Source organism: Spirillospora sp. NPDC048819 (genome assembly GCF_040650055.1).
GTDB lineage: Bacteria > Actinomycetota > Actinomycetes > Streptosporangiales > Streptosporangiaceae > Spirillospora.
Genome location: NZ_JBEZGN010000014.1, coordinates 122,648 through 136,246 on the forward strand (window position 1 = coordinate 122,648; position 13,599 = coordinate 136,246).

12 protein-coding genes, 1 pseudogene and 1 riboswitch are annotated in these 13,599 nt (G+C 72.2%); of the genes and pseudogenes, 4 read left to right on the plus strand and 9 right to left on the minus strand.

The annotated features are described in order from the left end of the window. Window positions 1–39: 39 nt before the first annotated feature. A riboswitch (ZMP/ZTP riboswitch) is annotated at window positions 40–126 on the minus strand. 104 nt (window positions 127–230) lie between these two features. Both AB0C35_RS20520 and AB0C35_RS20525 read right to left on the minus strand, forming a co-directional pair. Next, a pseudogene (locus AB0C35_RS20520) lies at window positions 231–1,031 on the minus strand (EamA family transporter); the annotation flags it as partial. Between the two features lie 109 nt (window positions 1,032–1,140). Next, a complete protein-coding gene (locus AB0C35_RS20525) occupies window positions 1,141–1,632 on the minus strand; it encodes an Lrp/AsnC family transcriptional regulator (protein WP_358458070.1) in 492 nt (163 codons plus the stop codon). Between the two features lie 731 nt (window positions 1,633–2,363). On the opposite strand from AB0C35_RS20525, the gene AB0C35_RS20530 reads away from it, so the two are divergent. Then, window positions 2,364–4,034 carry a substrate-binding and VWA domain-containing protein gene (locus AB0C35_RS20530; protein WP_358458071.1) on the plus strand — a complete coding sequence of 557 codons (1,671 nt, stop codon included), beginning with the start codon at window positions 2,364–2,366 and terminating at the stop codon, window positions 4,032–4,034. Window positions 4,035–4,114: 80 nt separating this feature from the next. Here AB0C35_RS20530 and AB0C35_RS20535 read toward each other — a convergent pair whose 3' ends face one another. The 5 genes from AB0C35_RS20535 to gap all read right to left on the minus strand — a co-directional run bounded on the left by AB0C35_RS20535 (window position 4,115) and on the right by gap (window position 8,064). Beyond that, on the minus strand, window positions 4,115–4,489 hold the full coding sequence (locus AB0C35_RS20535) for an RNA polymerase-binding protein RbpA (protein WP_358458073.1): 375 nt from the start codon (window positions 4,487–4,489) through the stop codon (window positions 4,115–4,117). An 81-nt stretch (window positions 4,490–4,570) separates the two neighbouring features. Next, window positions 4,571–4,813, minus strand: a complete 243-nt coding sequence (gene secG / locus AB0C35_RS20540) for a preprotein translocase subunit SecG (protein ID WP_358458075.1) — start codon at window positions 4,811–4,813, stop codon at window positions 4,571–4,573. A gap of 137 nt (window positions 4,814–4,950) precedes the next feature. After that, the gene (tpiA, locus tag AB0C35_RS20545) at window positions 4,951–5,760 is read right to left on the minus strand and encodes a triose-phosphate isomerase (protein ID WP_358458077.1); all 810 of its coding nucleotides are present in this window, start codon (window positions 5,758–5,760) and stop codon (window positions 4,951–4,953) included. 3 nt (window positions 5,761–5,763) lie between these two features. Beyond that, window positions 5,764–6,951 carry a phosphoglycerate kinase gene (locus tag AB0C35_RS20550; protein WP_358458079.1) on the minus strand — a complete coding sequence of 396 codons (1,188 nt, stop codon included), beginning with the start codon at window positions 6,949–6,951 and terminating at the stop codon, window positions 5,764–5,766. A 108-nt stretch (window positions 6,952–7,059) separates the two neighbouring features. Continuing rightward, window positions 7,060–8,064: a type I glyceraldehyde-3-phosphate dehydrogenase gene (gene gap, locus AB0C35_RS20555; RefSeq protein WP_358458081.1), complete on the minus strand. Its 1,005-nt coding sequence runs from the start codon at window positions 8,062–8,064 to the stop codon at window positions 7,060–7,062. A 227-nt stretch (window positions 8,065–8,291) separates the two neighbouring features. Between gap and AB0C35_RS20560 the strand changes: the two genes are divergently transcribed. The 3 genes from AB0C35_RS20560 to AB0C35_RS20570 are packed head-to-tail and all read left to right on the plus strand — an operon-like array spanning window position 8,292 to window position 11,537. Then, window positions 8,292–9,053 carry a hypothetical protein gene (locus tag AB0C35_RS20560; RefSeq protein WP_358458082.1) on the plus strand — a complete coding sequence of 254 codons (762 nt, stop codon included), beginning with the start codon at window positions 8,292–8,294 and terminating at the stop codon, window positions 9,051–9,053. Beyond that, window positions 9,050–10,336: a hypothetical protein gene (locus AB0C35_RS20565; RefSeq protein ID WP_358458084.1), complete on the plus strand. Its 1,287-nt coding sequence runs from the start codon at window positions 9,050–9,052 to the stop codon at window positions 10,334–10,336. The genes AB0C35_RS20560 and AB0C35_RS20565 overlap by 4 nt, the downstream gene beginning before the upstream one ends. After that, window positions 10,326–11,537, plus strand: a complete 1,212-nt coding sequence (locus AB0C35_RS20570) for a hypothetical protein (RefSeq protein WP_358458086.1) — start codon at window positions 10,326–10,328, stop codon at window positions 11,535–11,537. The genes AB0C35_RS20565 and AB0C35_RS20570 overlap by 11 nt, the downstream gene beginning before the upstream one ends. 3 nt (window positions 11,538–11,540) lie before the next feature. On the opposite strand, the gene whiA is transcribed toward AB0C35_RS20570, so the two are convergent. Together whiA and yvcK are read right to left on the minus strand one after the other, a co-directional pair. Next, entirely contained in the window at window positions 11,541–12,521 is a 981-nt protein-coding gene (gene whiA / locus AB0C35_RS20575; protein ID WP_358458088.1) for a DNA-binding protein WhiA, read from the minus strand. 61 nt (window positions 12,522–12,582) lie between these two features. Further along, window positions 12,583–13,563, minus strand: a complete 981-nt coding sequence (gene yvcK, locus AB0C35_RS20580) for a uridine diphosphate-N-acetylglucosamine-binding protein YvcK (RefSeq protein ID WP_358458090.1) — start codon at window positions 13,561–13,563, stop codon at window positions 12,583–12,585. Window positions 13,564–13,599 lie beyond the last annotated feature (36 nt).

Below are 13,599 nucleotides of genomic sequence, written 5' to 3' on the forward strand. Positions count from 1 at the left end.
CTGTTCGCGCCGAGGCTTCGGGCACCCCGGCGAAGGGGACCCGTACACCCAGGCGCGCGGTGTGCGGACTACTTTCGCTCCCCGGTGGTCGTCTCCACCTTGACTGCGCCAGTCGCGTGGGCGCCATCATACCGAGCCGCCGCCCGCCCGCGCGGCGGCCGCGCCGGGAACGAGACGACGAACAGCCCGCCCAGCAGGAGCAGCGACCCGGCCGCGACCGGCGCCGACATCCGCTCGCCGAGGACGGCGATGGCCAGGCCCGTGGCCACAAGCGGCTCGGCGAGACTGAGCGTCCCGGCGGCCGCCGCCGTCACGCGGCCGAGGCCGGTGACGAAGCACATGTACGCGGCGGCGGTGGCGGCGATCCCGAGCCAGGCCACGAGGGCCGCCGACCGGGGCGCCGCGAGGGACGGCAGTCCAGTGATCATCCACGGCAGCAGCGCCGCTCCCCCGGCGAGCAGCGTCACCGACACGGCGGCCGCCATCCCCACGTCCCGCCCGGTGAGGACCTTGGCCGACACGGTGTAGACGCCGAAGCACGTCCCCGCGAGGAGGCTCAGCACGATCCCGGCGGGGTCGACGTGGACGGCCGTGCCGGGGACCATCAGCAGCGCGACACCGCCGATCGCGCACGCCGTCCCCGCCCACCAGCGCCGGCTCAGCCGGGACCCGAGCACCAGCCGTTCACACAGCCCCGTCGACACCGGCGCGAGCCCGAACACGACCGCGGTCGCGACGGCCGCGCCCGTCCGGTCGACCGAACTGAAGAACGCCGCCTGGAACGTCCCGGTGGCCGCCGAGGCGGCCGCCACCGGCGCCCACGTCCGCCGCGACAGCGACAGAAACGCCCGCCGGTTCGTCACGAGCACCAGCGCGGCGAGGACCAGGCCGCCCGACAAGATCCGGGCCCCGCCCACCGCCACCGGACTCGCGGACGACCCGGCCATCACCTGCGCCGGCCCGACCGTCCCCCAGAGCACCCCCGCCACCAGCACCAGCAGCGTCCCAGAAGGATTGCTTCGTCGGTACATGCTCGCAACGCTAAAAGAAAATGCGGGCCGCACCGCGACGAACCGACGTTCATGCGGTCAGCCCGCTGCTGACCGCCGATCGTTCACCACCGACACCTCAAGCCAAAGATCAGGTGTAGGACGTTCGGCCCTCACGCCGCTCCGCCATGGGAAGTTCGGACTGTTCCACCGGCTGGACGTAGTCGTAGACGACCAAGGTGCGCACGTCCACGAACTCCTTGCGCCGCGCCAGCCGGTCGAGCACGAAGTCACGCAGGTAAGCGGTGCTCGGCACCGCCACGTGAACGAGGAGATCCTCGTTGCCCGTCACCACGAACACCCCGACTGCCTCGGGCATCGCGGCCATGCCGTCGCGCGCCGATTCGATCGCCTCGCGCGACTGCGGCCGGATCCGGATCGAGATCAGCGCCTGCACACCTCGATCGAGCCGCTCGAAGTCGACGGCGGCGTGGAATCCCGTGATGACGCCACGGGAACGCAGCGCACGCGTCCGCTCCAGTGCCGTGGACGGCGCGATCCCCACCGCCTCGGCCAGTTCCCGATTGGTCTGCCGCCCGTCCCGCTGCAACCGCCGCAAGATCGCCTGATCGATGGCGTCCATGGAACTCCCCCTCCACGCCGAACTCTCACGCACCAACCGCGCCCAAACACCCACTCCCCCGAAGAATATTCGACAACGCCCCCGCCCCAGCGAAACCAGCCACAACGCAACCCACGCAATCCCAACCACACCCGAAGACAGGTCCCAAGCGAAGCAAGAGACCTCATCGCGCAGCGAGCCGCCAGGCGAGCCGGAGCGATGCAGCGACCGCACCTCCAGCGACGCCCAGGGCCAGTGCCATGAACACCACCATGTCAGTGACACCAGCCGCCGCCCCGGCCACGCGACAACCCCGGGATCCGCGATCGCGTCCGAAGGCAGGGTTCGAGCCTGCGAGAAACCTGATCGCGCAGCGAGCCGCTAGGCGAGCCGGAGCGATGCAGCGACCGCACCCCCAGCGACGCCAGGCCACTGCGATGAACACCACCGTGTCAGCGACCCCAGCCACTGCCTCAACCCGCGACGACCCAAACCATCGCGATCGCGTCCGAAGGCAGGGTTCGAGCTTGCGAGAAACCTGATCGCGCAGCGAGCCGCAAGGCGAGCCGAAGCGATGCAGCGATCGCACCCGCAGTTCCCGCCGAAGGAGGGCCCTCTAGGGCCCGACGCCAAGGGAACTGCAAAACAAACAGGCGATTTCGCCGATGCGGTTGGGGCTGGGGTGTCCCGACAATGGGCGGCTCACAGTTTCTGGCGCGGGGTGTCCGCCGGGCGGGGAGTCGAGGTCGACCTTGAGTGGAGCGCATCGCGGGAAGGGCCGGCGTACGCGGGGGCGGGCGAGGCGGGTCGCCGCGGTCACGGGGGTGGCGCTGGCGGCGGTGCTCGGCAGTTCGGTGTACGCGTTGTCGGAGGTCCGGGGGTGTTCCGGCCCCGTGCTCGGGCTGGACGTCGCGGTCGCACCGGAGATCGCCGGGGCGGTGTCGGCGGTGGGTGCGGACTTCAACCGGCGGGAGCACGGCGCCGGGGGGAAGTGCGTGCGGGTCGCCGTGCGGGCCTCGGCGCCTGCCGGGGTGCAGGCGCTGCTGGCTGGGCGGATTCCGCGGGACGCGGGCGTCCGGCGGCCGGACGTGTGGGTTCCGGACTCGTCGCTGTGGCTGCGGATGCTCGACCGGCCGCCCGTCGTCGTGGGCGCTCTCGCGCGCTCGCCGCTGGTGGCGGCGCTTCCCCGGGTGGAGGCGGGCCGGGTGAGCGGGTCGTGGGAGGATCTGCTGGGCGCTGCGGTGCCGGGGTCGGAGGGCTCCCGGTCCTTCCGGCTGACGCCGGCGGACCCGGCCCGCACGGGTGCGGGGATGATGTCGCTGCTGATCGTCCACGATCTGTACCGGAGGTCGGAGGGGTCCTTCGCGGCGTTCGCACGTTCGGTGCGGGAGAGCGCCGCGCCGGATGTGCGGGGGCAGTTCGCCGCGTTCGAGAGAGGCGGCGACGGGCGGGTCCCGATTCTGCTGACGCCCGAGCAGGCGGTGTGGGCTCACAATCAGGGTGCGGCGCCGGTCCCGGCGGAGGCCGTCTATCCCCGTGGCGGCACCCTGTCCCTGGACTTCCCGCTCACCTTGATCGACGAAGGGCCGGCGGCCCGGCTGTTCGCGCGGGCGCTGCGCACCGGCCGGGCCCGGGAGATCTTCCGCGCGCACGGGTTCCGGGACCCGGACGGCAGGCCGCCGGCGGCGTTCACTGCGGCCGGCGGGGTGAAGAGGTGGCAGCCGCCGGACCTGCCGTTTCCGGATGCGGCGGAGGTCCGGCGGGTCGCGCAGGCGTGGGCGCGGCTGGCGCTGAGCTCACGGATGCTGTCGGTGATCGACGTGTCCGGGTCGATGGCCCTGCCCGTCCCCGGTACCCGGCTCACCAGGCTTCAGGCGATCGCCCAGGCGTCGCAGCGGGGACTGGCGCTGCAGCCGGACGACACCGAACTCGGCCAGTGGGTGTTCTCCACGCGGATGGACGGCGACCGGGACTGGCGGGAGACGGTGCCGATGGGGCCGCTCGGCCGGCGGGTCGGCTCGGCGACCCGCCGCCAGCGGATCCTGAGCACCCTCTCGTCGCTGCGCCCGAAGCCGGACGGCGACACCGGCCTGTACGACACGCTGCTGGCCGCGGTCCGGTACATGCGCGAGACCCACAAACCCGAAATGATCAACACGGTGCTGGTGTTCACCGACGGCCGCAACGAGGACCCGGACGGGCCGACGCTCGCCGCGACGCTGACCGCGCTGCGCCAGGGGCGTGACCCGGCCCGCCCCGTCCAGATCATCGTGATCGGGTTCGGCCCGGACGTCGACGCCGACGAACTCGACAAGATCGCCGAGGCGACCGGCGGCAGCGTCTACACCGCGAACCGGCCGCAGGACATCCTGCGGATCTTCGGCCAGGCCACGGCGCGACGCCTCTGCGCCCCCGACTGCTGATCCCGCTCGCGCGACGGCCCCGTTCGCGGGCTCCCGCACGTGCGGTCGCGGGAGCCCGGTTCTTCGGGGTTCAGGGGGCGTCAAGGGCGCCCTGCGGACTCCAGTGCTCGCTTGACGGCGGCGCGCTTCTCGCGGAGCTTGGCGAGCGCCTCCTCGAGGATGGCCTCGCCGTCCTCGTCGCTGCGCCGCTCCTTCACGTACGCCAGGTGCGTCTTGTACGGCTCGGTCTTCGGCGGGGCCGGAGGGTTCTCCGAGTCCTGGCCGGCGGGGAACCCGCAGCGCGGGCAGTCCCATGTCTCCGGGACCGCGACGTCGGTCGCGAAGCTCGGACGAGTCTCGTGCCGGTTGGCGCAGTAGAACGTCACCCAGACGCGGGGGGCGGCGTCGCCGCGCTCCGCCTCTCCCATCGGACCGGCCCCGACACGGCTGCCCCGAATCGCGTTACCACTACCCACGGAGTTACTCCTCGCTCAGTGTTTCCGCCGCCGCCCGTGCCCTCCAGGACGGCGCGGCGTCGCCTATGCCTGACGGGTCGTTCAGCCGGCGCCGTTGCTCTTGAACAGCAGCCCGAGGACGACGATGGAGGCGAACCAGACCACGCCGACGCCGACGGTCAGCCGGTCGAGGTTGCGCTCCACCACCGACGACCCTCCCAGGGACGTCGAGATGCCGCCGCCGAACATGTCGGAGAGGCCTCCGCCCTTGCCCTTGTGCATCAGGACGAGGACCACCATCAGCAGGCTCGACAGGACGAGCACGATGGACGATGCGATGATCACTTTTCTTCAGCGCCTTGTCTTCGTAGTCAGGACGGTGGATCGGGCCGGGCGGTTTACCCGTCAGGTACGAAGGGTACGACGAACCGTCCGCTGGTTCGGCAAGAACCCCCAGTTCACGCAGAATTGATCAGTTTTGATCAGACGGGGAGATCCCGGTACCGGCAGATTTTGACGAACTCTCCCGGGTCCAGGCTGGCACCACCGACCAAGGCGCCGTCCACGTCGTCCTGCGCCATGAGCTTGGCGACGTTGCCGCCCTTGACCGATCCGCCATACAGGATACGCACCTGGTCGGCCAGTCCGCCGTCGTAGAGTTCGGCGAGCCGCGTCCTGATGGCCGCGCAGACCTCCTGCGCGTCCTGCGGGGTGGCGACCTCGCCGGTGCCGATCGCCCAGACGGGCTCGTAGGCGATCACGGTGCGCCGCACCTGGTCGGCGGGGATCTTCTCCAGCCCGCCGTCCACCTGCGCCAGGACGTGCGCCACGTGCTCGCCGACCTTGCGGACCTCCAGGCCCTCGCCGACGCACAGGATCGGGGTGAGGTCGGCGGCGAGCGCGGCCTTGGCCTTGGCGTTGACGGTCGCGTCGTCCTCGGCGTGGTACTGGCGGCGCTCGGAGTGCCCGACGACGGCGTAGGCGCACCCCAGTTTGGCCAGCATCGCGGCGGAGATCTCGCCGGTGTAGGCGCCGGAGGCGTGCTGGGAGACGTCCTGCGCGCCGTACTGGATCCCGAGCTTGTCGGCGTCGACCAGCGTCTGCACCGAGCGGATCGCCGTGAACGGCGGGATCACGGCGATGTCGACGGCGTCGTGGTCTGCCTCCTTGAACGCGAACGCCATCTTCTGGACGAGCGAGATCGCCTCAAGGTGGTTGTTGTTCATCTTCCAGTTGCCGGCCATCAGCGGCTTGCGGCCGCTCTGCTTGCCGGAAGGTGTCGTGGGGGCCATCGGTCAGTCCTCCAGGGCCTGAAGGCCGGGCAGCGTCTTGCCTTCGAGATATTCGAGGCTGGCGCCGCCGCCGGTCGAGATGTGGGAGAAGGCGGCCTCGTCGAAGCCGAGCCGCCGCACGGCCGCGGCGGAGTCGCCGCCGCCGACGACGGTGAACGCGCCGGAGTCGATGAGCCCTTGGGCGACGGCACGGGTGCCGTGCGCGTAGGGCTCCATCTCGAACACGCCCATCGGGCCGTTCCAGAACACGGTGCGGGCGTCGGCGAGACGCGAGGCGAACAGTTTGCCGGACTCGGGGCCGATGTCCAGGCCGAGCCGGTCGGACGGGATCGCGTCCGCGCCGACCACGCCGTGGTCGGCGTCGGCGGCGAACGCGGTGGCGGCGACGATGTCGACGGGGAGAACGAACTCCACACCGGTCTCCTCGGCCCGCCGCAGGTATTCGCGGACGGTGCCGAGCTGGTCCTCCTCCAGGAGGCTCTCGCCGACCTCGTGCCCCTGCGCCTTGAGGAAGGTGAACACCATGCCGCCGCCGATCAGGATGCGGTCGGCCTTGCCGAGCAGGTTGTCGATCACACCGAGCTTGTCGGACACCTTGGAGCCGCCGAGAGCGACGGCGTAGGGGCGTTCGACGTCCTCGGTGAGCCGCTTGAGGACCTCGACCTCGGCGGCGATCAGCCCTCCGGCGGCGTGCGGGAGCCGCTGCGGCACGTCGTACACCGACGCGTGCCTGCGGTGCACGGCGCCGAACCCGTCCCCGACGTAGATCTCGGCGAGGGCGGCGAGCCGGTCGGCGAACGCGCCGCGCTCGGCGTCGTCCTTGCTGGTCTCGCCGGGCTCGAAGCGCAGGTTCTCCAGCAGCGCGACGCCGCCGTCCGCGAGGCCGTCCGCGGCGGCGCGGGCGGAGTCGCCGACGACGTCGCCGGCGGCCGTCACGTCCGCGCCGAGCAGCTCGCCGAGCCGCTTCGCGACCGGGGCCAGCGAGAACTCGGGTTCGACCTTCCCCTTGGGGCGTCCGAGGTGGGCGCAGACGATGACCTTGGCGCCCCGGGACCGCAGCGCCTCGATCGTCGGGAGGCTCGCCCGGATCCGCCCGTCGTCGGTGATGGCGCCGTCCTGCAGCGGGACGTTGAGGTCCGCGCGGACCAGCACGCGCCGGCCGGCGACGTCGAGATCGTCAATGGTGCGCATCGGGATGCGGTGTCCTTCCGTACACGGCCGCGCCGTGGCCGCACGCCCCGGTCGGAGCACGGTGCGCGGCCACGGCGCCGGATGCCTTCGGTCAGAGCGGGCCGGCGGTCAGAGCTGCGAGCCGACGAGCTTGACGAGGTCGACGAGCCGGTTGGAGTAGCCCCACTCGTTGTCGTACCAGCCGACGACCTTGACCTGGTCGCCGATGACCTTGGTCAGCCCGGAGTCGAAGATGCAGGACGCCGGGTCGGTGACGATGTCGCTGGAGACGATCGGGTCCTCGGTGTAGGTGAGGTAGCCCTTCAGCGGGCCCTCGGCCGCGGCCTTGAACGCCTCGTTGACCTCTTCGGCCGTGGTCTCGCGGGACAGCGTCGCGGTGAGGTCGGTGGCGGAGCCGGTCGGCACCGGGACGCGCAGCGCGTAGCCGTCCAGCTTGCCGTTCAGCTCCGGCAGCACCAGCCCGATGGCCTTGGCGGCGCCGGTGGAGGTCGGCACGACGTTGACCGCGGCGGCGCGGGCGCGGCGCAGGTCCTTGTGCGGCGCGTCCTGCAGGTTCTGGTCCTGCGTGTAGGCGTGGATGGTCGTCATCAGGCCCTTCTCGATGACGAAGGTGTCGTGCAGCACCTTCGCCAGCGGGGCCAGGCAGTTCGTGGTGCAGGACGCGTTGGAGATCACCGTGTGGTTGGCCGGGTCGTACTTGTCCTCGTTGACGCCGAGGACGACGGTGAGGTCCTCGTTCTTGGCCGGAGCGGAGATGATCACCTTCTTGGCGCCGTTGTCGGCGTGCACCTTGGCCTTCGTGGCGTCGGTGAAGAAACCGGTGGACTCCACGACGATGTCGACGCCGACGTCGCTCCACTTGAGGTTGGCGGGGTCGCGCTCCTCGAACGCCTTGATGGCCTTGCCGCCAACGACGATCTCGTCCGCGGTGGCGCGCACGTCCTCGGGAAGGCGGCCGAGGATGCTGTCGTACTTGAGCAAGTGGGCCAGCGTGGCGTTGTCGGTCAGGTCGTTGACCGCCACGATCTCGATGTCGGCCCCGGATGCCTTCACAGCGCGGTAGAAGTTACGGCCGATCCGGCCGAAACCGTTGACGCCTACTCGGATGGTCACGGAACGGCTCTCCTCGCACGTCGATAGCGCCCGGCGTCCGCCGGACTGTTAACTACGGTCGATCCGGGGGTTCTCCCCCGACCACCGACCCTATCCAATGACCAGTGAGTAGCCCGACACCGCCGGTGTGGGAAATCGGGGGGTGAGCCCGCCTCCCCCGGGAGGGGGACCATTCCGTCGCATCCCCGGTCACGGGGGTTCGGCGATCATCACTAGACTCCCCCTCCATGCGCCGCGGGTGGTTCGTCCTCGTCTTGACCGGAATGCTCGCGTGCCTGCTCGCGGCCCCCGCCGCCGCGTTGGAGCGTGCCGATCCGGTGAGCCGCGCCGATCACCTCGCCGCGGAGTTGCGCCGCGATCCCGTCTACGTCACCGACCACACCCCGCGCGTGCTGCCGCCGGACGCCGCCGCGCAGATCAAGGCGTCCATCGCCCGGCTCGGCGTCCCGGCGTACGTGGCGGTGACGCCCACCTTCGGCCTCGGGCTGGGGAACCCCACCGACTCTCTCGTCGCGCTGCTGCGGGACCGGCTGCGCAAGGACGGGATCTACCTCGTGGTGTCCCCGTCGACGTCCGGCGGCGAGGTGCGCCAGTTCGGCGGCGGCCGGCGCCTCCCGGTCGACGACGCCTGGCGGGCGACGAGCCGGGAGCTCCCCTCCGACGCGACCGCCCCCGAGCGGGTCGCGCGGTTCGTCGACATCGCGTTGTCGGGCCATGCGCGGGAACGCGCCGACAAACCGGGCCCGCGGCCCAAGTCGGAGATCCGCAAGGCGCTGGACGCCGACGACGCGGCGGAACGGCGCGTCGCGTACGTGGAATGGGGGACGTTCGGCGGGGCCTCGGCGCTCAGCGGCCTGCCGATCCTCGCCCTCCTGGTCCGCCGCCGCACCCGCCGGAAGCAACCCCGGCAGGCCCTGCGAAGACCCCCGCAGGTCCAGGGAAAGAAGAAACAGGCCGGGAAGAAGCGGCAGAAGAAGGGACGCGGATGAGACGAACAGGCGTCCCGGCGCTGCTCACCGCGCTCGTCCTCACCGCACTCGTCCTCGCCGCATGGCCCACCGGAACCGCCGCCGCGGACGATCCTCCGCATGCCGACGACCGCCTGATCCGGGTCGCGGCCGCCCTCGCCGAAGACCCCCTGTTCGTCGACCCCGACGCCGGCGTCGCACTGGACGAGGCCGAGCGCGGCCGTGTCCGCCAGGCCCTCGGCGTGACCGCCCGGCGGCTCGGCGTGCCCGCCTACGTCGTCGTCCTCCCGAACCTGACCGACTCGGAGTCCCAGGGCCGCAACGACGCGTTCCTGTTCGCGCTGCACGAGCGGACGCGGCGCGACGGGCTCTACGTGATGGTCGATTCGCACGGCACCATGGACTCCGAGGCGTTCCGGGTGCCGCGCCGCTACCGGTACTCCTCCCTGGACGAGGACGAGCCGGGCAGTTCATTTCCGGCCGACCACGACCGTCCGTTCGACGGGCTCGCGGACCGGATCGTCGCGCGGCTGAACGGCTACGTCACGGCGCCTTCGGCGTCCCCCACCATGCCGACGCTGTACTCCACCCCGGACCCGTTCGGGGAGGAGCACACGCTGACACCCCCGGACGCCGAGATCCAGGCACCGCTCCTCACCGGTCTCCTGCTCGCCGGGCCGGTCGGCGCGGCGCTGCTGTACTGGATCGGCCTCGGCGTCATCGCCCTCCTGGGTCGCGGGGGCCGGCCCACCGGAGGCAAGCAGAGTCGCTACTGGAGCACGACGACTCCCAGCCTGCGCCAGCTCCGCCATCACGGCGCCAAGGAGCTGGAACGGCTCCAGAGCCTGCTCACCACGACCAGCGCCGGGCGGGGGCGCGCCTACGCCGTCTCCGCCTACGACGCCGCCCAGATCCTCTACGACGACGCCAAGGACGACGCGGACCGCGCCATCGACCTCGTCGGCGCGATCGTCCTCGCGCGCCAGGGGCAACTCGTCCTCAGCCAGAACATCGTCGAACCACCCGCCCCCTGTGTGGTGAACCCGCTGCACGGCGAGTCCACCACCCGCAGGCGCCTCGCGAAGCTCACCCACAAGGTCCTGCCGAAGGCGTGCCCGTTGTGCGAGGCCTGCGATGTCCTCGACCGGCGAATCGGGCTCACCGACCGGCACCTCCTCAAGGTCCCGGGGCCGGGCCGCCACCGCCCTCACACCGCGATCCCCGGTGTGTGGCGGGACGCGGCGTGGGGCGCCACCGGCAAGAACTTCCTTTCCCGCGTGATGAGGTACCTCGGTGTTGACTGAACCGTCCCCCGGCGAACGGCTGGCCGCGGCCCTCCGCCGCTCCCCGATCTACGTCGATCCGTCGCTGGCGTCCGCGCTCCCCCAGGCGGAACGGCGCAAGCTCCTCGCCAAGTTCGCGAAGGCACCGGCGCCCGTCTTCGTCGTCCTGGTCCCCCTCGTCAAGGGCGGCACCTGGACCGAGGCCGACCAGCTCGCGACCGTCGTCCACGACCGGCTGGGCCGCGACGGCATCTTCATCACCTTCGACGACGACACCGACGACCTGACCGCGCGCGAGTGGGGCGGCGACCACCAGGCCCGCGACGCCGCCTGGGCGGTCACCCTGGACCGCGCGATGGACGACGCGCCGCTCGCGGCCCGGCTGTCGCGCATCACCGACCTGATCGTCTCCGGCACCGGCTCCCAGGAGTACGACCGCGTCTCCGCCGAGATCAACGAACGCGCCAGGAAGCGCCGCGAGAAGGACGGCGCCACCGAACCCGGCGCGTCCGAGGACGACGGCGGGCTCGCGCTCCCCCTGGGCGCCGCCGGGGTGGCGGTGGCCGGAGCCGCGGGGTTCCTGCTGTGGCGCCGCCGCCGCATGGCGTCCGTCCGCCGCGAGGGCAGCGGCCTCCTGATGCCCCGCACGGTGTTCGCCACCGCGAGCCGCGCCAACGAGGAGCAGCTCCGCGAGCAGGCGTCCCGCGAGGTCATCGCGTTCGGCGAGCTCCTGGACGAGAGCGGCGTCCCCACCACCGGCGAAAAGGCCCGCGTCCTGATGGCCACGGCCCTGGACGCCTACCAGGCGGCCGGCAAGACCCTCGACGCGGCGCGCGGCGTCCCCGACCTGGCCGGCGTCCTCGTCCTGCTGGACCAGGGCCGCGACGCCCTCGCCTCCGCCCAGGCCGTCGCGAACGGCAAGCCGGAGATCCCGCCGATGCCGCTCTGCTTCTTCAACCCCCTCCACGGGGACGCCGCCACCAAGCTCGATTGGCGCCCCGTCGGATCGCGCAAGCGCCTCCGCGTCCAGACCTGCCGCCCCTGCGCCCGCGCGGCCCGCAACAAGCAGACCCCGGACGTCCTCATGGACCACCGCGACGGCCGCGACCTCCCCTACTACGAGGCCGACCCGTCCCAGAGCGTCTGGGCCGAAACCGGCTACGGCCAGCTCCGCGACGACCTGATCCACCGGATTCTCAGGGGCGACCTGGACCGCGAATGACGCCTACGGCGCCAGCATGTCGGCCGTGAGGTTGGCGTCGGTGCCGGGGATCCCCTGGTCGCCGGCGCGCTTGTCGGCCATGGCGAGCAGGCGGCGGATGCGGCCGGCGATGGCGTCCTTGGTGAGGGGCGGGTCGGCGAGCTGGCCGAGTTCCTCCAGGGACGCCTGCTTGTGTTCGAGGCGGAGGCGCCCGGCGTTGACGAGGTGCTCGGGGGCGTCGTCGCCGAGGATCTCGAGGGCGCGGGCGACGCGGGCGCCGGCGGCGACGGCGGCGCGGGCGGAGCGGCGCAGGTTGGCGTCGTCGAAGTTGGCGAGGCGGTTGGCGGTGGCGCGGACCTCGCGGCGCATGCGGCGCTCCTCCCACGCGAGGACGCTGTCGTGGGCGCCGAGGCGGGTGAGCAGCGCGCTGATGGCGTCGCCGTCGCGGACGACGACGCGGTCGACGCCGCGGACCTCGCGGGCCTTGGCGTGGATCTTGAGGCGGCGGGCGGCGCCGACGAGGGCGAGCGCCGCCTCGGGGCCGGGGCAGGTCACTTCGAGGGACATGGACCGGCCGGGTTCGGTGAGCGAGCCGTGTGCGAGGAACGCACCGCGCCAGGCGGACTCGGCGTCGCAGGCGGCGCCCGCGACGACGTGCCGGGGCAGCCCGCGGACGGGCCGGCCGTTGTTGTCGATGAGGCCGGTCTGCCGGGCGAGCGACTCGCCTTCGCGGAAGACGCGGACGACGTAGCGGTTGCCCTTGCGCAGGCCGCTCGGCGCGAGGACGACGACCTCGGACGTGTGGCCGAACACCTCCGCGATGTCCTTGATCAGGCGCCGTGCCGCGACGCCGGTGTCGATTTCGGCCTCGATCACGATCCGCCCGCTGACCAGGTGCAGACCTCCCGCGAACCGCAGCAGCGTCGAGACCTCGGCCTTGCGGCAGCACGGCTTCATGACCGTGAGCCTGCTCAGCTCGTCCTTGACCACACCGGTCATCGCCATCTGATGAACCCTCCCCCTATCGGACTCCCAGCAGTGTGGCCGATTCCGGCCCCGCGGGACGTCAGTCGGTGAATATCTGTACGAAGGCTTGGGCCAGGCGGGCGGGTTCATGACGCGGGGAGCCGTCGTCGGCGGCGACGTCGGCGAGGACGAGACGTCCGCCGATCTCCTTGACCGCCTTGTCGAGGGCGCCCGGGTCGTCCACGACCCCGCGGTCGGCGACGACGACGTCCACGTTCAGGTCGGGCGCGTGGGCGCGCAGGACCTCCAGGTGGGTCTGCGGGGAGAAGTCGTCGGTCTCGCCGGGCTGCGGCGCGAGGTTGAGCGCGACGGCGCGGCGGGCGCGGGCGGAGGTGAGGGCGCGGGCCAGCGCGGGCACTTTGAGGTGCGGCAGGACGCTGGTGAACCAGGATCCGGGGCCGAACACGATCCAGTCGGCGTCCTCGACGGCGGCGAGGGCCTCGGGGCACGCGGGCGGATCGGCGGGGACCAGCGACACCCCGAGGACGCTCCCGGGCGTCCTGGCGCACGCCGCCTGCCCTTTGACGTGGGTGATCTCGTCGGGGCGGGACGGGTCGGCGCCGCGGACCTCGGCGACGATGTCCATCGGGACGGCGGCCATCGGCAGTACCCGGCCGTGCGCGCCGAGGAGCCGGCCGACCCAGTCGAGGCCGGCGACGGTCGAGCCCGGCCTGCCCTCGGGCCCGGGCCCGACCTCACCGAGCAGTTCCCACAGCGCGACGATGAGGAGGTTGCCGACGGCGTGGTCGCGCAGGTCGCCCTGGCTGCGGAAGCGGTGCTGCACCACGTCCCGCCAGGTCTGCCCCCACTCGTCGTCGCCGCACAGCGCGGCGAGCGCCATCCGCAGGTCGCCGGGAGGCAGGACGCCGAGTTCGCGGCGGAGCCGTCCGCTGGAGCCGCCGTCGTCGGCGACGGTGACGATCGCGGTCAGCCGGTCGGTGACGCGGCGCAGCGCCGACAGCGAGGCGTAGAGGCCGTGGCCGCCGCCGAGTGCGACGACCTTCGGGCCGTTGGGCTTCACCGTGCCGATACTCTCCTCGTCCGGGACCCGCGCCGG

Excerpts from the sequence above, each read along its gene's own strand:
- AB0C35_RS20525 (WP_358458070.1), bottom strand. The coding sequence starts at position 1,632 with ATGGACGCCATCGATCAGGCGATCTTGCGGCGGTTGCAGCGGGACGGG.
- AB0C35_RS20560 (WP_358458082.1), top strand. The coding sequence starts at position 8,292 with ATGCGCCGCGGGTGGTTCGTCCTCGTCTTGACCGGAATGCTCGCGTGC.
- AB0C35_RS20565 (WP_358458084.1), top strand. The coding sequence starts at position 9,050 with ATGAGACGAACAGGCGTCCCGGCGCTGCTCACCGCGCTCGTCCTCACC.
- whiA (WP_358458088.1), bottom strand. The coding sequence starts at position 12,521 with ATGGCGATGACCGGTGTGGTCAAGGACGAGCTGAGCAGGCTCACGGTC.
- tpiA (WP_358458077.1), bottom strand. The coding sequence starts at position 5,760 with ATGGCCCCCACGACACCTTCCGGCAAGCAGAGCGGCCGCAAGCCGCTG.
- AB0C35_RS20550 (WP_358458079.1), bottom strand. The coding sequence starts at position 6,951 with ATGCGCACCATTGACGATCTCGACGTCGCCGGCCGGCGCGTGCTGGTC.